This window comes from Enterobacter sp. SA187, assembly GCF_001888805.2.
GTDB lineage: Bacteria > Pseudomonadota > Gammaproteobacteria > Enterobacterales > Enterobacteriaceae > Enterobacter_D.
Genome location: NZ_CP019113.1, coordinates 316,857 through 338,218, shown reverse-complemented (window position 1 = coordinate 338,218; position 21,362 = coordinate 316,857). Strand labels below are relative to the sequence as shown.

Below are 21,362 nucleotides of genomic sequence, written 5' to 3'. Positions count from 1 at the left end.
CAGCGCGCTTTACTAAAGCACGCGCTCCCTTTTTCTAACGGCCAAGATACAGGACTACGTAACATGTCTAAAATTTTCGATTTCGTAAAACCTGGCGTGATCACTGGTGATGACGTTCAGAAAGTGTTCCAGGTAGCTAAAGAAAACAACTTCGCTCTGCCGGCAGTTAACTGCGTTGGTACCGACTCCATCAACGCCGTTCTGGAAACCGCTGCGAAAGTGAAAGCGCCGGTAATCGTTCAGTTCTCTAACGGTGGCGCAGCCTTCATCGCTGGTAAAGGCGTGAAGACTGATATTCCGCAGGGCGCGGCAATCCTGGGCGCTATCTCTGGCGCGCATCACGTACACCAGATGGCTGAGCACTACGGCGTGCCGGTGATCCTGCACACTGACCACTGCGCGAAGAAACTGCTGCCGTGGATCGACGGTCTGCTGGACGCGGGTGAAAAACACTTTGCGGCAACCGGCAAACCGCTGTTCTCTTCCCACATGATCGACCTGTCTGAAGAGTCTCTGGAAGAGAACATCGAAATCTGTTCCAAATACCTGGAGCGCATGTCCAAAATCGGCATGACCCTGGAAATCGAACTGGGTTGCACCGGTGGCGAAGAAGACGGCGTGGACAACAGCCACATGGACGCTTCTGCACTGTACACCCAGCCGGAAGACGTTGATTACGCGTACACCAAACTGAACGCTATCAGCCCGCGCTTCACCATTGCGGCGTCCTTCGGTAACGTACACGGCGTTTACAAGCCGGGTAACGTGAAACTGACTCCGACCATCCTGCGTGATTCTCAGGAATACGTCAGCAAGAAACACAACCTGCCGCACAACGCTCTGAACTTCGTGTTCCACGGCGGTTCCGGTTCTACTGCGCAGGAAATCAAAGACTCCGTAAGCTACGGCGTTATCAAAATGAACATCGATACCGATACCCAGTGGGCAACATGGGAAGGTATCCTGAACTACTACAAAGAAAACGAAGCCTATCTGCAGGGCCAGCTGGGCAACCCGAAAGGCGAAGACCAGCCGAACAAGAAATACTACGATCCGCGCGTATGGCTGCGCGCTGCACAGACGTCCATGATCACCCGTCTGGAGCAGGCTTTCAAAGAACTGAACGCGGTTGACGTTCTGTAATCTGAAATAAGCTGGGCAAATGGCTTCCCCCGGGAAGCCATTTTTATTTGCGGGTTATTATTCCGCTTTAAAACATTCATCACATTTATTCATCCGCTAATTGTGAGTCAAGGCACATAACCTGCCATGTGGGATAAGTATGATCGTTGTCGTTGCGTTGAAAATAATAATGAAGCTATTGCAAACACAATAACCATAATGAGTCGCGAGGGTATTCAGGCGAATATCTCCGTAAAACGTAAATTACAGCGCGCTGTAATTTATCTCTGGTTATTGCGAGGAAAGGATGCACATTCAACACGATCTGCCCGTCACTATTGACGATATTTTAGACGCTAAGGAAAGGCTCGCCGGACATATCTACAAAACCGGGATGCCACGCTCAAATTACCTCAGTGAATGCTGCCACGGCGAAATCTATTTAAAATTTGAAAATATGCAGCGTACCGGCTCGTTTAAAATACGCGGTGCGTTCAACAAACTCAGTTCGCTTACCGACGAGGAACGTCAGCGCGGGGTGGTAGCCTGTTCCGCCGGTAATCATGCGCAGGGTGTCTCCCTATCCTGCGCCATGCTTGGTATCAACGGCAAAGTGGTGATGCCCGTCAGCGCGCCGAAATCGAAAGTCGCCGCCACCAGCGATTATTCCGCCCAGGTGGTGATGCATGGGGAGAATTTTAACGACACCATCGCCAAAGTCAGTGAAATTGTCGAAATGGAAGGACGTATTTTCATTCCGCCTTACAACGACGAAAAGGTCATCGCCGGGCAGGGGACGATCGGCCTTGAGATTTTAGAAGATCTCTATGATGTCGATAACGTCATTTTACCGGTCGGCGGCGGCGGTTTAATTGCCGGGGTCGCGCTGGCTATCAAATCAATTAACCCAACCATCAATATTATCGGCGTGCAGGCGGAAAATGTGCACGGTATGACGGCCTCGTTTCGCGCCGGGAAAATAACCAGCCATCGCACCACAGGTACGCTGGCGGACGGCTGCGACGTCTCACGTCCCGGCGATTTAACCTTTGAGATCGTCAATGCATTAGTCTCAGATATGATTCTGGTGAGCGAAGAAGAAATTCGGCACAGCATGTTAGCGCTGATCCAGCGTAATAAGATTATCGCCGAAGGGGCAGGGGCGCTGGCCACCGCCGCATTATTAAGCGGCAAGCTCGACGATATTATCAAAGGCCGAAAAACCGTCAGCCTTATTTCCGGCGGGAATATCGATCTCTCGCGGGTCTCCGCTATTACCGGCGCCGGTGAATTCTGAAGGTATAAAAAGGATATTTTATGAGCACAACTGACAGCACCATTCTCAGCCAGCAGGACAAAGCGCTATGGCGTAAATCCGACACCACCTGGACGCTGGGATTATTCGGCACGGCCATTGGCGCAGGGGTATTATTCTTCCCGATCCGCGCCGGATTCGGCGGCTTGATCCCTATTCTCTGTATGCTGCTGCTGGCGTACCCGATTGCCTTTTTCTGCCACCGCGCGCTGGCCCGGCTGTGCCTGTCCGGCAGCAAGGTATCGGGCAATATTACCGAAACGGTGGAAGAGCACTTCGGCAGGACCGGCGGCGTGGTGATCACCTTTCTCTACTTCTTCGCCATCTGCCCGCTGCTGTGGATTTACGGCGTTACCATTACCAACACCTTTATGACCTTCTGGGAAAATCAGCTCCAGCTGATGCCGCTAAACCGTGGCCTGGTGGCGCTGGCGCTGCTGCTGTTAATGGCGGTGGTGATCTGCTTCGGTAAGGATCTGATGGTCAGGGTGATGAGCTGGCTGGTATTTCCGTTTATCGCAAGCCTGGTACTGATCTCCCTGTCGCTGATCCCCTACTGGAACAGCGCGGTGTTTGACCAGGTTAACCTGAGCGAGATTTCGCTGGCCGGTCATGACGGTATTCTGGTGACGGTGTGGCTCGGTATCTCCATTATGGTGTTCTCCTTTAACTTCTCGCCCATTGTCTCCTCTTTCGTGGTCTCCAAACGCGAGGAGTATGAAGCGGATTTTGGCCGGGATTTTACTGAACGCAAATGTGCACAAATTATCTCCCGCGCCAGCGTGCTGATGGTGGCGGTGGTGATGTTTTTCGCCTTCAGCTGCCTGTTTACCCTGTCGCCGCAGGATATGGCGGACGCCAAAGCGCAAAATATTCCGGTGCTCTCTTATCTGGCAAACCACTTCGCCGCCATGAGCGGCAGTAAATCCACCTTTGCCACCGTGCTGGAGTATGGCGCGTCCATTATTGCGCTGGTGGCTATTTTTAAATCCTTCTTTGGCCATTACCTTGGCACCCTGGAAGGGCTGAACGGCCTGGTAGTCAAGTTTGCTTACAAAGGCGATAAAACCCGCGTCTCCACCGGCAAGCTGAATACCATCAGCATGCTGTTTATCATGGGTTCCACCTGGATTGTGGCCTATGCGAATCCGAATATTCTCGATCTGATCGAAGCCATGGGCGCGCCTATTATCGCTTCGCTGCTGTGTTTATTGCCGATGTATGCCGTGCGCAAAGTCCCGCAGCTTGCGAAATATCAGGGCAAAGCCGACAACCTGTTCGTTACCCTGATCGGCCTGCTGACCATTCTCAACATCCTCTACAAACTATTTTGATCGGCTAAAAATGCCACGACGGAGAGGGAAACCTCTCCGTTAATCCGTTGAAATCTGGCAGATGATCTTTTTTATGGTTACCCTTTGTTGACCTGTCTCACGCCTGCAACGTGAGTGTTACGCCGTTTTGGCAAGAAAAAAAGGAACCGTAAATGGACGATCTTAACGTGGTTGGCAGCATCAATAGCGCAGGGGGATGGCTGGTACATAACCAGGCATTACTGCTGAGTTATGCGGTGAATATCGTGGCGGCTATCGCCATTATCATCATCGGGATGATCATCGCGCGTATCATTTCCAACGGCCTCAATCGCCTGATGCTGGCGCGACATATTGACGCCACCGTGGCGGACTTTTTATCGGCGCTGGTGCGCTATGGCATTATCGCCTTTACGCTGATTGCCGCGCTGGGGCGTGTCGGGGTGCAAACCGCCTCGGTGATCGCCGTGCTGGGCGCCGCCGGTCTGGCCGTTGGTCTGGCATTACAGGGGTCGCTGTCGAACCTGGCCGCGGGCGTGCTGCTGGTAACCTTCCGCCCGTTCCGCTCCGGCGAATATGTTGATTTGGGCGGTGTGGCCGGTACCGTGCTGCATGTGCAGATTTTCTCTACCACGCTGCGCTCTGCCGATGGCCGCTATGTGGTGATCCCGAACGGTAAAATCATCGCCGGGAATATCATCAACTTTTCCCGTGAGCCGGTACGCCGCAACGAATTTATCATCGGCGTGGATTACGACGCGGATATCGATCTGGTGAGAAAACTGCTGACGGAGATCATCGAATCGGACGACCGCATTCTTAAAGATCGCGAGATGACCGTTCGCATGAACGAGCTGGGCGCCTCAAGCGTGAACTTTGTGATCCGCGTCTGGAGCAACAGCGGCGATCTGCAAAACGTTTACTGGGACGTGCTGGAACGCATCAAGAAAACCTTCGATGCCAACGGCATTAACTTCCCGTATCCGCAGATGGATGTGCATCTGAAACGCGAAAAAGCGGAAAAGCAGGCGGAAGCGGAAGCCTGACCTGAGCATCAATGCCCGGCTACGTTGCCGGGCGGCGACTTCGTCCTGCCCGGCCTACAGGTGGTACCCTGGCCGGGCAGGGTATTATTAACTCCACTTATCCCCGATTAAAATAATCCATTTCCGCTAATAACTGCCGCCCGGTATAGTCGGCGCATTCCTTATTAGCGTGAGTAATTCCAGGTGTTAACTTATTATATTCAGGGGCTTGCCCTCGGCGCGGCTATGATTTTACCCCTCGGCCCGCAAAATGCGTTTGTCATGAATCAGGGCATTCGCCGCCACCATCATTTGCTGGTCGCCTCGCTGTGCGCGGTGAGCGATTTGCTGCTGATTTGTGCCGGGATCTTTGGCGGCAGCGCATTGCTGATGCAGTCGCCGTGGCTGCTGGCCATCGTCACCTGGGGCGGCGTGGCGTTCTTGCTGTGGTACGGCTTTGGCGCGCTGAAAACGGCGCTCGGCAGCCAGCCAGAGCTTGCCAGTGGGGAAGTATCAAAACAGGGCCGCGGGCGGATCATCGCCACCATGCTGGCGGTCACCTGGCTTAATCCCCATGTCTATCTCGATACCTTCGTGGTGCTCGGCAGCCTGGGCGGGCAACTGGCCGAAATGCCGAAACGCTGGTTTGCGCTCGGCACCATCAGCGCCTCCTTCCTGTGGTTTTTCAGCCTGGCGCTGCTGGCGGCCTGGCTCGCCCCGCGTCTGCGTACCGCCACTGCCCAGCGCATTATTAATACGCTGGTGGGTGGTGTGATGTGGTTCATTGCCTTTCAGCTGGCCCGCGAAGGTGTCCATCACTTACAGGCGCTGTGGTAATCAGACCATACCTTATGGACAAGCGTGCTGAAAACGCTAAGCTTGCTGGCAGAAGCCTGTATTTTTGGGCGATTGTCATGACATGGAGGAACTACAGTGAAGTTTAACGTTATAGCCCTGGCAGCAATGGTTGGATTAGGTGCGATGTCGGTACAGGCAAGCGAATTGCCGAACGGGCCGCACATCGTTACTTCAGGCACGGCGAGCGTCGATGCGGTTCCGGATATTGCCACCCTGGCAATTGAGGTCAACGTAGCGGCCAAGGATGCCGCCTCTGCCAAGAAACAGGCAGACGATCGCGTGGCGCAGTATTTAGGCTTCCTCGAGAAAAACGGCGTTGCCAAAAAAGACATCAACTCCGCCAACCTGCGCACTCAGCCGGATTACGACTATCAGGACGGCAAAAGCATTCTGAAAGGCTACCGCGCGGTACGCAGCGTGGAAGTGACCCTGCACGAGCTGGATAAACTTAACTCCCTGCTGGATGGCGCGCTGAAAGCGGGCCTGAACGAAGTACGTTCAGTCACCCTGGGCGTGGCGCAGCCGGAAGAGTACAAAGACAAAGCGCGTAAAGCGGCCATTGACGATGCGAAGCATCAGGCTGAACAGCTGGCGGCAGGCTTTAACAGCAAGCTCGGCCAGGTGTACAGCGTGCGCTACCACGTTTCCAACTATCAGCCGACCCCGATGGTCCGCATGATGAAAGCGGATGCCGCCCCGGTATCAGCCCAGGAAACCTACGAGCAGCCGACCATTCAGTTTGACGATCAGGTCGACGTGGTGTTTGAACTGCAACCGGGCGCAAACGCGGCACCGGCACAGTCCACGCCAGCCAGCCAGCCGGCTCCGGCAGCGCAGTAAGGTTGGTGGTGTGCCCGGCGGCGCTGCGCTTGCCGGGCCTACGACAGTACGACAGTAGGCCGGGTAAGCGCCAGCGCCACCCGGCAGTTGCGCCACAATACTTTAATCCTGACGCAATACCCGATGACCGTGCGCTAACAGCGCATCGGTGACGTTGCGCATCATGCGGCTTTCCGGCGCAAAGCGGTGCCAGTAGAGCATCCGGCGCTGGAACAGGCCCGGCGTGAGATCAATCAGCTCACCGCTGTCTAACTCTCTTTCAATCTGCAAATGCGGGATCATGCAACAGGTGGTGCCCTGACGCGCCAGCTGCACGAAGGCTTCTGACGAGTTCACGATATGGCAGGGCACGCTGCCCGGCGGCAGGTCGAAATTCTGCTGTAAAAACGCCTGATGCATATCATCCAGATGGTCGAACGCCACGGCAGGCGCTTTCAGCAAGGCCTGGCGGGTTACGCCGTTCGGAAAATAGCGCTCAGCAAAGGCTTTCGAGCCGACAAACAGGTAATCGAGCGCACCCAGTTGGTCCACCAGGCAGCTTGGCAATGCCTGCGGTTGAATGGAGACCGCGCCCACCACTTCGCCACGTCGCAGCCGCTCCTGGGTGCGGGTTTCATCTTCCACCTGTAAATTCAGGCGGATCGGCGAATCGGCCAGCACCGGGGCCAGCGCCGGTAGCAACCAGGTCGCCAGACTGTCGGCGTTGACCGCCAGCGACAGCAGCAACGGCGTGGAACCGATCTGCTCATCCCCGAGCCACTCCTCTTCCAGCAGTTCTACCTGACGCAGCAACGCCAGCAGTTTTTGCCCCTGTTCGGTCGGGCGCGGCGGCACGGTACGCACCAGCAGCGGCTGACCAAACATGTTCTCAAGCTGTTTAATGCGCTGAGAAACGGCGGACTGAGTGATACACAGCTTTTGCGCGGCGCGCTCGAAGCCACGCTCCCGGATGACCGCGTCAAGCGCCTGTAATGTTCTGTAGTCAGGACGTTTCATTGCTATAACTTATCCCCGTTTGTGATTAGGCGCACTATGACATAATTTTGTCGTCCTGGCGGGATGCATTTATAATGCGGGCAGGATTTTCTCACCACAGGCCAATGATCATGACGCAGGATGAACTGAAAAAAGCAGTTGGATGGGCGGCGCTCAAATACGTTGAACCCGGCACTATCGTGGGTGTGGGCACCGGCTCCACGGCGGCGCATTTTATTGACGCGCTTGGCACCATGAAAGGCCAGATCGAAGGCGCGGTATCCAGCTCCGATGCCTCCACCGCCAAACTGCAAAGTCTCGGCATTCACGTTTTTGATCTCAACGAAGTGGACCGTCTGGGCGTGTACGTTGACGGCGCTGACGAGATCAACGGTCAGATGCAGATGATCAAAGGCGGTGGCGCGGCCCTGACCCGCGAGAAAATTATCGCCTCGGTGGCCGACAAATTTATCTGCATCGCCGATGCCTCCAAAGAAGTGGCGATCCTCGGCGCATTCCCGCTGCCGGTTGAGGTGATCCCGATGGCGCGCAGCGCCGTGGCGCGTGAGCTGGTCAAGCTGGGCGGACGTCCGGAATACCGTCAGGGCGTGGTGACCGATAACGGCAACGTGATCCTCGACGTGCACGGCCTGGAGATCATCGATCCCATCGCGCTGGAAAACGCCATCAACGGCCTGCCGGGTGTGGTGACGGTCGGGCTGTTCGCCAACCGTGGCGCGGATGTCGCGCTGATTGGCACCGCCGACGGCGTGAAAACCATCGTAAAATGATCTGGCGGGGAGCCTGCCTTCCCGTTAAAAAAATTTTGCGTGACAGATTTTGGTGACATCTATCACGTTTTTTATTCCGCTCTGATTTTCCTTCCGCAATCGTTTTCTTTTCCAGCATTTTCCTCTGCCAAATTCCGCTGTATGACTTTTCTTCAGAGCGCCGCCGCAAAGGTTCATATTGCTGCAATAGTTTTTTTTGATATGTTGGCTAAGGCGAACACACACATAAGTTATGACAAACAGGGTCGGGGAAATGGCAAAAGTATCACTGGAAAAAGACAAAATTAAGTTTCTGCTGGTGGAAGGGGTGCATCAAAAAGCAATCGATAGCCTCCGCGCCGCGGGTTACACTAACATCGAATTCCACAAAGGGGCGCTGGACAGCGAACAGCTGAAAGCCTCCATCCGTGATGCGCATTTCATCGGCCTGCGATCCCGTACCAACCTGACGGAAGAGATTTTCGCGGCGGCAGAAAAACTTGTCGCCGTGGGCTGCTTCTGTATCGGCACCAACCAGGTGGATCTGAACGCGGCGGCAAAACGCGGCATTCCGGTGTTTAACGCGCCCTTCTCAAATACCCGCTCGGTAGCGGAGCTGGTGATCGGCGAGCTGTTGCTGCTGATGCGCGGCATTCCGGAAGCGAACGCCAAAGCGCACCGCGGTATCTGGAACAAGCTGGCGACCGGCTCCTATGAAGCGCGCGGCAAAAAGCTGGGGATTATCGGCTACGGCCATATCGGCACGCAGCTGGGGATCCTCGCGGAATCGCTGGGGATGCACGTCTTTTTCTACGACATTGAAAGCAAGCTGCCGCTCGGCAACGCGACCCAGGTTCAGCATCTCTCCGACCTGCTGAACATGAGCGACGTGGTAAGCCTGCACGTACCGGAAAACGCCTCCACCAAAGATATGATGGGCGCGGAACAGCTGGCGCTGATGAAACCGGGTTCGCTGCTGATCAACGCCGCACGCGGCACGGTGGTGGATATTCCGGCATTATGCGAAGCGCTGCGCAGCAAACATCTGGCGGGGGCGGCAATCGACGTCTTCCCGACGGAACCGGCCACCAACAGCGATCCGTTCAACTCTCCGCTGTGTGAATTCGATAACGTGCTGTTGACGCCGCACATCGGCGGTTCCACCCAGGAAGCGCAGGAAAATATCGGCCTCGAAGTGGCGGGCAAACTGGTGAAATACTCCGATAACGGCTCCACGCTGTCGGCGGTGAACTTCCCGGAAGTATCCCTGCCGCTGCACGGCGGTCGTCGCCTGCTGCACATCCATGAAAACCGTCCTGGCGTGCTGACCGCGATCAACCAGATTTTTGCCGAGCAGGGCGTGAACATCGCCGCGCAGTATCTGCAAACCTCGCCGCAAATGGGCTATGTGGTCATTGATATTGAAGCGGAAGAGGATGTGGCAGAGAAAGCGCTGCACAGCATGAAGGCCATTCCGGGCACCATCCGCGCCCGACTGCTGTACTGATTTTCCCTCACACTGACCCTCTCCCCAGGGAGAGGGGTTACCACATCCAGACTTTCGACGGCGTCACCACCGCCGGCAGCGGCACATCCCACTCTTCCACCGGCAGTTTCTCCACAAACTGACAATCATGGGCGTAACCCACCGGCGTCAGCGCGTACTGTTGCCAGTTTTGCAGCGTGCGGTCGTAAAAGCCACCTCCCATGCCCAGCCGCTGCCCCTGCGCGTCAAAGGCCACCAGCGGCGTGATCAGCACATCCAGCTTGCTGAGCGGCAGCACGTCGCGCACATCCAGCCTCGGCTCATAAATTTTCAACCGGTTCATCACCAGATCGCTTTGCGGATGGTAATGCAAAAACAGCAGATTGCCGGGGCTGAAAGGGTGCAGTACGGGCAGATAGACCTGTTTGCCGCTGCGCCACAGCTGTTCGATAAGCGGACGGGTATCCAGCTCGCCATCAAAGGACAAAAACAGCGCGACGGTGCGGGCCATCACCACGGGCGGAAACGCCATCATGCGGGAGGCGGCCTGTTCGGCAAAGCGTAATTGTTGATCGGTGGTCAATGCGCGACGGCGCAGACGAATTTGCTGGCGAATGGTCTGACGGGGTGAAACCGGGAGTGTTGTTTGCGTCATGATAACGGCTGGTACAGGTAGTGGTAGAAGAAGGGGAATCTCCGAGATGCCGCCGCAGGCTGTAACCCTTGAACCCTTGGTTCAAGGTGAATGTGTCGTCACAGTTTTAAGGCTTCTCGGACGAACCGAGCATGCTCACCAACCGTGGAGCGCCACATTCTTGTGGTATGAAATATCGGCTCAGGGGACTGGCCCGCTTGCGAACATCTCAGAGAAATTTTTTCTTCATGGTCACTCTACCATAGTAGACCCTGAAGTGTTATTCAAACTTCGGCCCCGGTCTTTCTGTTATGCGACCCTGATCAAGCAATGCCTGTTCGATGGTCTGCTGTAACATCCGAATACGCTGCTCCATGTTGGCGGCGTAGTCGCGGGTTTTTGCCTTTTCCTGAGCAAGTTCGTAGCTGATGTTCAACGCGGCGATGAAAACCAGCTGCTCAGTATTTGTGACTCTAGTGCGTACTTTCAGATCTTGCAACCGCTGATTCAGATCTTCCGCAGCCTGATTCAAAGCATCCCTTTGTTCAGGTGGGCAATTCACTCGCAGTGAACGGCCAAAAATTTGGATATCGACGGGTTCTGCAGACATGCCACCTTCCTGCTGTTTGACTGCGCTCTGCCTTCCCAGCCGAGCCCTGGCTGCGAAGGGGCGTCACTATAGCTACCCTGATGAGAGGATTCAAGCCCTTTAACGGCACAAATACATTGCCTGAGGTAAGGCCTGACGGGTATATCACCAGGGTCCAAAGTGGTAGCATACCATGAATATTCCTCCCAACGACGACGAATGCGCATGTCAATACAGAACGAAATGCCTGGTTACAATGAACTTAACCAGTTACTCAATCAACAGGGCGTTGGCTTAACCGCGGCGGAAATGCACGGTCTGATCGGCGGGATGCTCTGCGGCGGCAACAAAGACGCCTCCTGGCAGCCGCTGTTGCACGACCTGACAAACGAAGGCCTGGCCTTTGGGCATGAGCTGGCGGAAGCCTTGCGCAAGCTGCATGCCGCCACCAGCGACGCGCTGGAAGACGATGGTTTCCAGTTCCAGCTGTTTCTGCCGGATGGCGACGACACCACGGTTTTCGAACGTGCCGACGCCATGGCGGGCTGGGTCAACCACTTCCTGCTTGGTCTGGGCGTCACTCAGCCGAAGCTGGATAAAGTGACCGGCGAAACCGGCGAGGCGATTGACGATCTGCGCAACATCGCGCAGCTGGGCTACGAAGAAGACGAAGATCAGGAAGAGCTGGAGATGTCGCTGGAAGAGATCGTCGAGTATGTGCGCATCGCCGCGCTGCTGTGCCACGATACGTTCACCCGACCACAGCCAACCGCACCGGAAATGCGTAAGCCCACGCTACACTAAACTGTCTTGTTGAATATGGAGGTGTCATGACACAGCTTGAATTTCTTCGTCGCCGTCAGGCCTTACTGGCGCAGATGGCGCCTGCCAGCGCGGCTCTAATCTTCGCCGCGCCGGAAGTGACCCGCAGCGCCGACAGTGAATATCCCTACCGGCAGAGCAGCGACTTCTGGTATTTCACCGGCTTTAACGAGCCGCAGGCCGTGCTGGTGCTGATTAAAAGCGATGACACCCATAACCACAGCGTGCTGTTTAACCGCCTGCGCGATAAAACCGCCGAGATCTGGTTTGGCCGCCGTCTCGGGCAGGAAGCCGCCCCGGAAAAACTGGGCGTCGATCGCGCGCTGGCGTTCAGCGAAATCAACGAGCAACTCTATCAGTTACTGAACGGCCTCGACGTGGTCTATCACGCGCAGGGCGAATACGCCTGGGCCGATGAGATCGTCTTTGCCGCGCTGGATAAACTGCGTAAAAGCGCGCGCCAGAACCTCACCGCGCCAGCCACCATGACCGACTGGCGTCCGATGGTGCACGAAATGCGCCTGTTCAAATCCGCCGAAGAGATCGAGGTGATGCGTCGCGCCGGAGAGATCACCGCCCTGGCGCACACCCGCGCCATGCAGGTCTGCCGTCCGGGGATGTTCGAATACCAGCTGGAAGGCGAAATTCTGCACGAATTTTCCCGCCACGGCGCGCGCTTCCCGTCCTACAACACCATCGTCGGCAGCGGTGAAAACGCCTGCATCCTGCACTACACCGAAAACGAAAGTGAAATGCGCGACGGCGATCTGGTGCTGATTGACGCTGGATGCGAATACCAGGGCTACGCGGGCGACATTACCCGTACCTTCCCGGTAAACGGCAAATTCACCCCCGCCCAGCGCGCCATCTATGACATCGTGCTGGAATCTTTAGAGACGGCCCTGCAACGCTTCCGGCCGGGCGTCTCCATTCAGGACGTGACTGCCGACGTGGTGCGCATCATGATCACCGGCCTGGTGAAGCTCGGCATCCTGAAAGGCGAAATCGACCAGCTGATTGCCGACAACGCGCACCGTCCGTTCTTTATGCATGGCCTGAGCCACTGGCTGGGGCTGGATGTGCATGACGTCGGCGTTTACGGCGCGGATCGCTCCCGCGTGCTGGAGCCGGGCATGGTGATCACCGTCGAGCCGGGTCTGTACATCGCCCCGGACGCCGACGTGCCGGAAGAATACCGCGGCATTGGCGTGCGTATTGAAGACGATATTCTGATCACTGAAGACGGCAACGAAAACCTCACCGCCAGCGTGGTTAAAAAAGCCGATGACATCGAGGCGCTGATGGCGGCAGCGAAACGCGCATGAGCGTGATTATCGTGGGCGGCGGCATGGCGGGCGCGACCCTGGCGCTGGCCATTTCACGCTTATCAAAGGGAACGCTGCCGGTGCATGTGGTGGAAGCCATCGCCCCGGACGCCACGCGCCATCCGGGGTTTGATGCCCGCGCCATTGCGCTGGCGGAGGGCACCTGTCAGCAGCTGGCGCGGGTCGGTATCTGGCAACGCCTTGCCGACTGCGCTACACCTATTACCACCGTACACGTCAGCGATCGCGGCCATGCGGGTTTTGTCACTTTAGAGGCCCAGGATTATCGCGTGGACGCGCTGGGTCAGGTGGTCGAGCTGCATGATATCGGCCAGCGCCTTTTTGCCATGCTGAAAAACGCCCCCGGCGTGACGCTGCATTGTCCCGCACGGGTCAATACCTTTTCCCGCACGGAAAACGGCGTCAGCGTGATGCTGGAAAATGGCGATCAGATCGACGGCACGCTGCTGGTAGCCGCGGATGGCTCCCGTTCGTCGCTGGGATCGCAAAGCGGCATTACCTGGCAGCAGACGCCCTATCATCAGGTGGCGGTGATCGCCAACGTCACGGTGTCTGCGAAACAAGCTGGCCGCGCCTTCGAGCGCTTTACCGAGCATGGCCCGCTGGCACTGCTGCCGATGACGCAGGGGCGCTACTCGCTGGTGTGGTGCCACGCAGAAAACAAGCGTGACGAGGTGCTCGCCTGGTCTGACGAAAAATTCTGTCACGAGCTGCAAAAAGCCTTCGGCTGGCGGCTCGGGCGTATCCTTCACGCCGGAACGCGCAGCGCCTATCCGCTGTCGCTGACCACCGCCTCGTCGTCCATTTCCCATCGCGTGGTGCTGGTGGGCAATGCCGCCCAGACGCTGCATCCTATCGCCGGGCAGGGGTTTAACCTCGGCATGCGCGACGTGATGACGCTGGCCGAAACCCTGACCAGCGCATGGGCGAGTCAGACGGACGTAGGCATCTATCCGGTGCTGTGCCAGTATCAAAAACGCCGCCAGGCCGACAAAGAGGCGACCATCGGCGTCACCGACGGGCTGGTGCACCTGTTCGCCAACCGCTGGGCACCGCTGGTCGCCGGGCGCAACGCCGGTCTGATGGCAATGGAATTATTTACCCCGGCACGTGATGTGCTGGCGCAGAGGACGCTGGGCTGGGTCGCGCGCTAGGCCTGTCTTACCAGGCTATTTTATTTGCCATTTTGAACCTGGGCAGTGCTCAAAATCCTCACGTACTGCAAGTACGCTCCGGTTTTTCCGCGCTGTCCGTGTTCAAACTGGCTGCAACAATTACGCCTGCTAAGCCAGGCTGCTGGAGTGAATTGTGCAAAGTGTAGATGTAGCAATTGTTGGCGGGGGCATGGTCGGGCTGGCTGTGGCCTGTGGATTACAGGGCAGCGGGCTACGCGTGGCGGTGCTGGAACAGAATGCGCCGGTGCCGCTGGCCCCGGATGCGCCGCCTGAACTGCGCGTATCCGCCATCAACGCCGCCAGTGAAAAACTGCTGACGCATCTGGGCGTCTGGTCTGACATTCTGGCGCACCGCGTCAGCTGCTATCACGGCATGGAAGTGTGGGACAAAGACAGCTTTGGCCGCATCGCCTTTGACGACGAAAGCATGGGCTACAGCCATCTGGGACACATCGTCGAAAACGCCGTGGTACATCAGGCGCTGTGGCAAAAAGCGCAGCAGAGCAGCGACATCACGTTGATTACCCCGGCCACGCTGCAACAGGTCGCCTGGGGCGAAAACGACGCCTTCCTTACCATGCAGGACGGCAGCATGCTGACGGCGCGGCTGGTGGTGGGCGCTGACGGCGCTAACTCCTGGCTGCGTAGCAAAGCCGATATTCCGCTCACTTACTGGGATTACGGCCATCACGCGCTGGTGGCGACCATCCGTACCACCGAGCCGCACAACGCCACCGCGCGTCAGGTGTTTTACGGCGACGGCATTCTGGCATTCCTGCCGCTGGCGGATCCGCATCTGTGCTCTATTGTCTGGTCGTTGCCACCGCGTGAGGCGGAAAAAATGCAGCAGGCCAGCACTGAAGACTTCAATCAGGCGCTGTGCGTGGCCTTCGACAATGCCCTTGGCCTGTGTCAGGTGGAGAGCGAGCGTCAGGTTTATCCCCTTACCGGACGCTACGCCCGTCAGTTTGCCGGCCACCGTCTGGCGCTGGTTGGCGACGCGGCGCACACCATTCATCCGCTGGCCGGGCAGGGCGTCAACCTGGGCTTTATGGATGCGGCAGTGCTGGTTAACGAGCTGCGTCGTCTGCATCGCGAGGGCAAAGACATCGGGCAGCATCTCTATCTGCGCCGTTACGAGCGCAGCCGCAAGCACAGCGCGGCGGTGATGCTCGCCGGGATGCAGGGCTTCCGTGGGCTGTTTGCCGGTAACAACCCGGCGAAAAAATTGCTGCGTGATATTGGTCTCAAGCTGGCCGACACCCTCCCTGGCGTGAAGCCGCAACTTATCCGTCAGGCGATGGGTCTCAACGACCTTCCCGACTGGCTGAAATAATCATTTTTTAGCCTTCCGCCTGAACTAAGATCCGCGTCACACTTTCCCTTCCCGGTTCCGGGAAGGGCAGCGTCACCTCATTTGAAATAATCTAATTTCACCCGCTTTTTCAGATTACTTTTTCTCATGTCATGAATTTTCAGCGTCGGGAAATTCTCATGATTTTTGGTGAAAAATGTCACTTTACAGGGTCGGGAAGTTCAATTCTCCCTATAAAGAGAATGTTAATTACTCGTTATTAAGTTTTTTACGCTGTGCGGCTCTGCGGGTTTTCAGGTCATAAGCTAATGTGATGGCGCATTTTTACTTATGGTTTAGGGCGCTTTTCAGTGATAAGTTCAGGCGAAAGGTAACGTTTGCGTCGGCAACCTGAAAGGAGGCTGACGCCGGGGGTCGTGGCGGTTTTTATGACCCGGGAAATCCTTAACAGCCCCGCTTATTCAATGAGGAAAAGATGGCTCAGCAGACTCCTTTGTTTGAACAACACACGCTATGTGGCGCGCGCATGGTGGATTTCCACGGCTGGATGATGCCGCTGCATTACGGCTCCCAGCTTGACGAGCATCACGCGGTACGCCGCGATGCAGGCATGTTCGATGTGTCCCACATGACCATCGTCGATCTGAAAGGCACCCGTACCCGCGACTTCCTGCGTTACCTGCTGGCCAACGACGTAGCCAGACTCACCACCCCCGGCAAGGCGCTCTACAGCGGCATGCTTAACGCCTCCGGCGGCGTGATTGACGACCTGATCGTCTACTTCTTCAGCGAAGACTTCTTCCGCCTGGTGGTCAACTCCGCCACCCGCGAAAAAGATCTCGCCTGGATCACCGAACACGCCGCGCCTTACGCCATCGACATCAGCGTGCGCGACGATCTATCGCTGATCGCCGTGCAGGGCCCGAACGCCAAAGCCAAAGCCGCCACGCTGTTCAGCGATGAACAACGTGAAGCCGTCAGCGGCATGAAGCCATTCTTTGGCGTGGAAACAGGCGGACTCTTTATTGCCACCACTGGCTACACCGGCGAAGCGGGCTATGAAATCGCCATGCCGAATGAAAAGGCCGCCGAATTCTGGCATGCGCTGGTGGAAGCGGGCGTGAAACCCTGCGGCCTGGGCGCGCGCGATACGCTGCGTCTGGAAGCGGGCATGAATCTTTACGGTCAGGAAATGGATGAAGGCGTCTCTCCGCTGGCCGCCAATATGGGCTGGACCATCGCCTGGGAACCCGCTGACCGCGACTTTATTGGCCGCGACGCGCTGGAAGCGCAGCGTGAAAATGGCACCGAACAGCTGGTCGGCCTGGTGATGACCGAAAAAGGCGTGCTGCGTAACGAACTGCCGGTGCGTTTCACTGACCACGACGGCAATCAGCAGGAAGGCGTTATCACCAGCGGTACCTTCTCACCGACGCTGGGCTACAGCATTGCGCTGGCCCGCGTACCGGCAGGCATTGGCGAAACCGCCATCGTACAGATCCGTAACCGCGAAATGCCGGTTACCGTTACCAAACCTGTTTTTGTGCGCATGGGTAAACCTGTCGCGTAACGCATTTTATTGTGGAGAAACCTTTATGAGCAATGTACCGGCTGAACTGAAATACAGTAAAGAACATGAATGGCTGCGCAAAGAAGCGGACGGCAGCTACACCGTTGGCATTACCGAGCACGCGCAGGAGCTGCTGGGTGATATGGTGTTTGTCGATCTGCCTGAAGTGGGCGCGACCGTCAGCGCGGGCGACGACTGTGCCGTTGCCGAATCCGTAAAAGCCGCTTCCGATATTTATGCGCCGGTCAGCGGCGAGATCCTGGCCGTCAACGACGCGCTGAGCGACACGCCGGAGCTGGTCAACAGCGAGCCGTACAGCGGCGGCTGGATCTTCAAAATCAAAGCCAGCGATGAAAGCGAAGTTGCCGCTCTGCTGGACGCCAGCGCGTATGAAGCGCTGTTAGAAGACGAGTAAATATTTCATTACTTTGCAGGCCCGGTGAGCGCCAGCGCCACCGGGCAAATCAGCCAGACCGTTTCAGGAACCCTCGCCCATGACACAGACGCTAAGCCAGCTTGAAAATAGCGGCGCATTCATTGAACGCCACATCGGACCGGATGCCACGCAGCAGCAGGAAATGCTGAACGCCGTGGGCGCAGAGTCCCTTAACGCGCTGATCGGCCAGATTGTGCCGAAAGATATTCAGCTGGATACCCCGCCGCAGGTGGGTGACGCCGCAACCGAATTTGCCGCGCTGGCAGAGTTAAAAGCCATCGCCGCCCGCAATAAACGCTTTAAGTCTTATATCGGCATGGGTTACACCGCCGTGCAGCTGCCGCCGGTGATCCTGCGCAACATGCTGGAAAATCCGGGCTGGTATACCGCTTATACCCCGTATCAGCCGGAAGTTTCCCAGGGCCGTCTGGAAGCGCTGCTTAACTTCCAGCAGGTGACCCTGGATCTGACCGGACTGGACATTGCCTCCGCCTCGCTGCTCGATGAAGCCACCGCAGGCGCGGAAGCCATGGCAATGGCAAAGCGCGTCAGCAAACTGAAAAACGCCAACCGTTTCTTCGTGGCGGCAGACGTACACCCGCAGACGCTGGACGTGGTACGTACCCGTGCTGAAACCTTTGGTTTTGACGTGATCGTCGATGATGCTGACAAAGTGCTCGATCATCAGGATGTGTTCGGCGTGCTGTTACAGCAGGTGGGCACCACCGGCGAAGTGCATGACTACAGCGCGCTGATCGCCGAACTGAAAGCGCGCAAAGTGATTGTCAGCGTAGCCGCCGACTTTATGGCGCTGGTGCTGTTAACCGCGCCGGGCAAACAGGGCGCGGACATCGTCTTCGGCTCTGCTCAGCGTTTCGGCGTGCCTATGGGCTACGGCGGCCCGCACGCGGCCTTCTTCGCTGCGAAAGATGAATTCAAACGTTCCATGCCAGGCCGTATTATCGGCGTGTCCAAAGATGCCGCCGGTAACACCGCGCTGCGCATGGCGATGCAGACCCGCGAGCAGCATATCCGCCGCGAGAAAGCGAACTCCAACATCTGTACCTCGCAGGTGTTGCTGGCGAACATTGCCAGCCTGTACGCCGTGTATCACGGTCCGGTCGGCCTGAAGCGTATTGCCAGTCGTATTCACCGCCTGGCGGATATTCTGGCGGCGGGCCTGCAACAGCACGGCCTGAAACTGCGCCACGCCCACTACTTCGACACCCTGTGCGTGGAAGTGGCGGATAAAGCCGAAGTGCTGGCGCGTGCTGAAGCCCGTGAAATCAACCTGCGCAGCGACATCATTAACGCGGTCGGCATTACGCTGGATGAAACCACCACCCGCGAAGACGTGCAGCTGTTGCTTGCCGTGCTCACCGGCGTTGAGCAGCACGACATTGACGCGCTGGATAAAAACGTCGCTCACGACAGCCGTTCCATTCAGCCGGCTATGCTGCGCGAAGACGCGATCCTCGCGCATCCGGTGTTTAACCGCTATCACAGCGAAACCGAAATGATGCGCTACATGCACAGTCTGGAGCGCAAAGATCTGGCCCTTAACCAGGCGATGATCCCGCTCGGCTCCTGCACCATGAAGCTGAACGCCGCGGCCGAAATGATCCCCATCACCTGGCCGGAATTCTCGGAACTGCACCCGTTCTGCCCGCCGGAGCAGGCGGAAGGCTATCACCAGATGATCAACCAGCTCTCCGACTGGCTGGTCAAACTCACCGGTTACGATGCCTTGTGTATGCAGCCGAACTCCGGCGCGCAGGGCGAATATGCCGGTCTGCTGGCGATCCGTCACTATCACGAAAGCCGTAACGAAGGGCATCGCGATATTTGCCTGATCCCGAGCTCCGCGCACGGTACTAACCCGGCGTCGGCACAGATGGCGGGGATGCAGGTCGTGGTTGTGGCCTGTGATAAAAACGGCAACATCGATCTGAACGATTTGCGCGCCAAAGCAGAGCAGGCGGGCGACAATCTCTCCTGCATTATGGTGACCTACCCGTCCACCCACGGCGTGTATGAAGAGACCATCCGCGAAGTCTGCGAGATCGTGCACCAGTTCGGCGGCCAGGTGTATCTGGATGGCGCGAACATGAACGCCCAGGTGGGCATTACCTCGCCGGGCTTTATCGGCGCGGATGTGTCGCACCTTAACCTGCATAAAACCTTCTGCATTCCGCACGGCGGCGGCGGTCCTGGCATGGGGCCGATCGGCGTGAAAGCGCATCTGGCACCTTTTGTACCGGGACACAGCGTGGTGCAAATCGAAGGGATGCTGACCCGTCAGGGCGCGGTATCCGCGGCCCCGTTCGGCAGCGCCTCTATTCTGCCGATCAGCTGGATGTATATCCGCATGATGGGCGCGGAAGGGCTGAAAAAGGCAAGCCAGGTGGCGATCCTCAATGCCAACTACATCGCCAGCCGTCTGAAAGACGCCTATCCTGTGTTGTACACCGGTCGCGACGGTCGTGTGGCGCACGAATGTATTCTGGATATTCGTCCGCTGAAAGAAGAGACCGGTATCAGCGAGCTGGACATCGCCAAGCGCCTGATCGACTACGGTTTCCATGCGCCGACTATGTCCTTCCCGGTGGCGGGCACGCTGATGGTTGAGCCGACAGAATCCGAAAGCAAAGTCGAACTGGACCGCTTTATTGATGCGATGCTGGCGATCCGTGGGGAAATCGACCGCGTGCAGGCCGGTGAGTGGACGCTGGAAGATAACCCGCTGGTCAACGCGCCGCACACCCAGCGCGAGCTGGTGGCGGAGTGGCAGCACGGTTACAGCCGCGAGCAGGCGGTCTTCCCGGCAGGGCTGAACAACAAATACTGGCCGACCGTGAAGCGTCTTGACGACGTGTACGGCGACCGCAATCTGTTCTGCTCCTGCGTGCCGATGAGCGACTATGAGTAATTGATCCGTTCTGTTCTGTAGGCCGGGTAAGCGTCAGCGCCACCCGGCTTTTTTTATGAGGAAAACGTAATGGCAATAGCACTGGTTACCGGCGGCAGCCGCGGGATCGGCAAAGCAACGGCGCTGCAACTGGCGCGCGAGGGTTATACCGTGGCGGTGAACTATCACCACAATATTCAGGCCGCCACCGACGTGGTTAACGAGATCGTCGCAGCAGGCGGCAACGCCTTTGCGCTGCGGGCGGACATCAGCGATGAAGCGCAGGTGCTGGCGATGTTTGAGAGTATCGATCGGGAAGGCGCGCCTCTGACCGCGCTGGTGAATAACGCGGGCATTTTGTTTGAACAGAGCACTATCGAAAACCTGAGTGCCGAACGCATCAACCGCGTCCTTGCGACCAACGTCACCGGCTATTTTCTTTGCTGTCGCGAGGCGGTAAAACGTATGTCCCATAAGCACGGCGGGGCAGGCGGTGCTATTGTCAACGTCTCTTCCGCCGCATCACGCCTGGGCGCTGCGGGTGAGTATGTGGATTATGCCGCCTCGAAAGGGGCAGTAGATACGCTGACGACCGGCCTGGCGCTGGAAGTGGCGGCGCAGGGGATCCGCGTGAACTGTGTACGGCCGGGTTTTATCTACACGGAGATGCATGCCGACGGCGGCGAGCCGGGGCGCGTGGATCGGGTGAAGACGGTATTACCAATGCAGCGCGGCGGCCAGCCCGAAGAAGTGGCGCAGGCGATAGTCTGGCTATTGAGTGAAAAGGCGTCCTATGTGACGGGAAGTTTTCTTGAGCTGGCGGGCGGGAAATAAACAGGCCCTGAACGCGTGTAGGCCGGGTA

At 57.3% G+C, this 21,362-nt stretch carries 19 protein-coding genes and 1 other RNA gene; 16 read left to right on the top strand and 4 right to left on the bottom strand.

Annotated elements, in window-relative coordinates:
- Positions 1–63 precede the first annotated feature (63 nt).
- The 6 genes from fbaA to BMF08_RS01615 all read left to right on the top strand — a co-directional run bounded on the left by fbaA (position 64) and on the right by BMF08_RS01615 (position 6,473).
- Positions 64–1,143 (top strand): class II fructose-bisphosphate aldolase, encoded by a 1,080-nt coding sequence (fbaA, locus tag BMF08_RS01640; RefSeq protein WP_072569816.1) that lies wholly within the window; start codon positions 64–66, stop codon positions 1,141–1,143.
- Positions 1,144–1,429: 286 nt separating this feature from the next.
- Positions 1,430–2,419, top strand: a complete 990-nt coding sequence (gene tdcB / locus BMF08_RS01635; RefSeq protein ID WP_072569817.1) for a bifunctional threonine ammonia-lyase/L-serine ammonia-lyase TdcB — start codon at positions 1,430–1,432, stop codon at positions 2,417–2,419.
- Between the two features lie 20 nt (positions 2,420–2,439).
- On the top strand, positions 2,440–3,771 hold the full coding sequence (gene tdcC, locus BMF08_RS01630; RefSeq protein ID WP_072569818.1) for a threonine/serine transporter TdcC: 1,332 nt from the start codon (positions 2,440–2,442) through the stop codon (positions 3,769–3,771).
- Between the two features lie 152 nt (positions 3,772–3,923).
- The gene (gene mscS / locus BMF08_RS01625; protein ID WP_072569819.1) at positions 3,924–4,796 is read left to right on the top strand and encodes a small-conductance mechanosensitive channel MscS; all 873 of its coding nucleotides are present in this window, start codon (positions 3,924–3,926) and stop codon (positions 4,794–4,796) included.
- Between the two features lie 183 nt (positions 4,797–4,979).
- On the top strand, positions 4,980–5,612 hold the full coding sequence (gene argO / locus BMF08_RS01620; protein ID WP_072569820.1) for an arginine exporter ArgO: 633 nt from the start codon (positions 4,980–4,982) through the stop codon (positions 5,610–5,612).
- Between the two features lie 96 nt (positions 5,613–5,708).
- A complete protein-coding gene (locus BMF08_RS01615) occupies positions 5,709–6,473 on the top strand; it encodes an oxidative stress defense protein (protein ID WP_072569821.1) in 765 nt (254 codons plus the stop codon).
- 102 nt (positions 6,474–6,575) lie between these two features.
- Here BMF08_RS01615 and argP read toward each other — a convergent pair whose 3' ends face one another.
- The gene (argP, locus tag BMF08_RS01610) at positions 6,576–7,469 is read right to left on the bottom strand and encodes a DNA-binding transcriptional regulator ArgP (protein ID WP_072569822.1); all 894 of its coding nucleotides are present in this window, start codon (positions 7,467–7,469) and stop codon (positions 6,576–6,578) included.
- Between the two features lie 110 nt (positions 7,470–7,579).
- Here argP and rpiA point away from each other — a divergent pair, with 110 nt between their 5' ends.
- Positions 7,580–8,239 (top strand): ribose-5-phosphate isomerase RpiA, encoded by a 660-nt coding sequence (gene rpiA / locus BMF08_RS01605; RefSeq protein WP_072570136.1) that lies wholly within the window; start codon positions 7,580–7,582, stop codon positions 8,237–8,239.
- Positions 8,240–8,492: 253 nt separating this feature from the next.
- On the top strand, positions 8,493–9,725 hold the full coding sequence (gene serA, locus BMF08_RS01595; protein WP_072569824.1) for a phosphoglycerate dehydrogenase: 1,233 nt from the start codon (positions 8,493–8,495) through the stop codon (positions 9,723–9,725).
- Positions 9,726–9,762: 37 nt separating this feature from the next.
- Here the strand turns inward: serA and BMF08_RS01590 are convergent, their stop codons facing one another.
- The 3 genes from BMF08_RS01590 to zapA form a co-directional block, all read right to left on the bottom strand.
- Positions 9,763–10,359, bottom strand: coding sequence for a 5-formyltetrahydrofolate cyclo-ligase (locus tag BMF08_RS01590; RefSeq protein ID WP_072569825.1), 597 nt, complete (start codon positions 10,357–10,359; stop codon positions 9,763–9,765).
- Positions 10,360–10,393: 34 nt separating this feature from the next.
- Positions 10,394–10,577, bottom strand: a non-coding RNA gene (gene ssrS, locus BMF08_RS01585) — 6S RNA.
- Positions 10,578–10,618: 41 nt separating this feature from the next.
- A complete protein-coding gene (gene zapA / locus BMF08_RS01580) occupies positions 10,619–10,948 on the bottom strand; it encodes a cell division protein ZapA (RefSeq protein WP_072569826.1) in 330 nt (109 codons plus the stop codon).
- 204 nt (positions 10,949–11,152) lie between these two features.
- On the opposite strand from zapA, the gene BMF08_RS01570 reads away from it, so the two are divergent.
- From BMF08_RS01570 to BMF08_RS01530, 8 genes are all read left to right on the top strand, one after another.
- Complete coding sequence (locus BMF08_RS01570) at positions 11,153–11,731, top strand: YecA/YgfB family protein (RefSeq protein WP_158684869.1); 579 nt, start codon at positions 11,153–11,155, stop codon at positions 11,729–11,731.
- A gap of 26 nt (positions 11,732–11,757) precedes the next feature.
- Positions 11,758–13,074, top strand: coding sequence for a Xaa-Pro aminopeptidase (gene pepP / locus BMF08_RS01565; RefSeq protein ID WP_072569828.1), 1,317 nt, complete (start codon positions 11,758–11,760; stop codon positions 13,072–13,074).
- Complete coding sequence (ubiH, locus tag BMF08_RS01560) at positions 13,071–14,249, top strand: 2-octaprenyl-6-methoxyphenyl hydroxylase (RefSeq protein WP_072569829.1); 1,179 nt, start codon at positions 13,071–13,073, stop codon at positions 14,247–14,249. The genes pepP and ubiH overlap by 4 nt, the downstream gene beginning before the upstream one ends.
- 154 nt (positions 14,250–14,403) lie before the next feature.
- Positions 14,404–15,606: an FAD-dependent 2-octaprenylphenol hydroxylase gene (gene ubiI, locus BMF08_RS01550; RefSeq protein ID WP_072569831.1), complete on the top strand. Its 1,203-nt coding sequence runs from the start codon at positions 14,404–14,406 to the stop codon at positions 15,604–15,606.
- A gap of 454 nt (positions 15,607–16,060) precedes the next feature.
- On the top strand, positions 16,061–17,155 hold the full coding sequence (gene gcvT, locus BMF08_RS01545) for a glycine cleavage system aminomethyltransferase GcvT (protein WP_072569832.1): 1,095 nt from the start codon (positions 16,061–16,063) through the stop codon (positions 17,153–17,155).
- Between the two features lie 25 nt (positions 17,156–17,180).
- On the top strand, positions 17,181–17,570 hold the full coding sequence (gene gcvH / locus BMF08_RS01540) for a glycine cleavage system protein GcvH (RefSeq protein WP_072569833.1): 390 nt from the start codon (positions 17,181–17,183) through the stop codon (positions 17,568–17,570).
- Between the two features lie 79 nt (positions 17,571–17,649).
- Positions 17,650–20,520 carry an aminomethyl-transferring glycine dehydrogenase gene (gene gcvP, locus BMF08_RS01535; protein WP_072569834.1) on the top strand — a complete coding sequence of 957 codons (2,871 nt, stop codon included), beginning with the start codon at positions 17,650–17,652 and terminating at the stop codon, positions 20,518–20,520.
- Positions 20,521–20,589: 69 nt separating this feature from the next.
- A complete protein-coding gene (locus tag BMF08_RS01530; RefSeq protein WP_072569835.1) occupies positions 20,590–21,333 on the top strand; it encodes an SDR family oxidoreductase in 744 nt (247 codons plus the stop codon).
- Positions 21,334–21,362: the final 29 nt, after the last annotated feature.

Coding starts and splice junctions, on each gene's coding strand:
- fbaA (WP_072569816.1), top strand. CDS start 64: ATGTCTAAAATTTTCGATTTCGTAAAACCTGGCGTGATCACTGGTGAT.
- tdcB (WP_072569817.1), top strand. CDS start 1,430: ATGCACATTCAACACGATCTGCCCGTCACTATTGACGATATTTTAGAC.
- tdcC (WP_072569818.1), top strand. CDS start 2,440: ATGAGCACAACTGACAGCACCATTCTCAGCCAGCAGGACAAAGCGCTA.
- mscS (WP_072569819.1), top strand. CDS start 3,924: ATGGACGATCTTAACGTGGTTGGCAGCATCAATAGCGCAGGGGGATGG.
- argP (WP_072569822.1), bottom strand. CDS start 7,469: ATGAAACGTCCTGACTACAGAACATTACAGGCGCTTGACGCGGTCATC.
- rpiA (WP_072570136.1), top strand. CDS start 7,580: ATGACGCAGGATGAACTGAAAAAAGCAGTTGGATGGGCGGCGCTCAAA.
- serA (WP_072569824.1), top strand. CDS start 8,493: ATGGCAAAAGTATCACTGGAAAAAGACAAAATTAAGTTTCTGCTGGTG.
- BMF08_RS01590 (WP_072569825.1), bottom strand. CDS start 10,359: ATGACGCAAACAACACTCCCGGTTTCACCCCGTCAGACCATTCGCCAG.
- zapA (WP_072569826.1), bottom strand. CDS start 10,948: ATGTCTGCAGAACCCGTCGATATCCAAATTTTTGGCCGTTCACTGCGA.
- BMF08_RS01570 (WP_158684869.1), top strand. CDS start 11,153: ATGTCAATACAGAACGAAATGCCTGGTTACAATGAACTTAACCAGTTA.
- pepP (WP_072569828.1), top strand. CDS start 11,758: ATGACACAGCTTGAATTTCTTCGTCGCCGTCAGGCCTTACTGGCGCAG.
- ubiH (WP_072569829.1), top strand. CDS start 13,071: ATGAGCGTGATTATCGTGGGCGGCGGCATGGCGGGCGCGACCCTGGCG.
- gcvT (WP_072569832.1), top strand. CDS start 16,061: ATGGCTCAGCAGACTCCTTTGTTTGAACAACACACGCTATGTGGCGCG.
- gcvH (WP_072569833.1), top strand. CDS start 17,181: ATGAGCAATGTACCGGCTGAACTGAAATACAGTAAAGAACATGAATGG.
- gcvP (WP_072569834.1), top strand. CDS start 17,650: ATGACACAGACGCTAAGCCAGCTTGAAAATAGCGGCGCATTCATTGAA.
- BMF08_RS01530 (WP_072569835.1), top strand. CDS start 20,590: ATGGCAATAGCACTGGTTACCGGCGGCAGCCGCGGGATCGGCAAAGCA.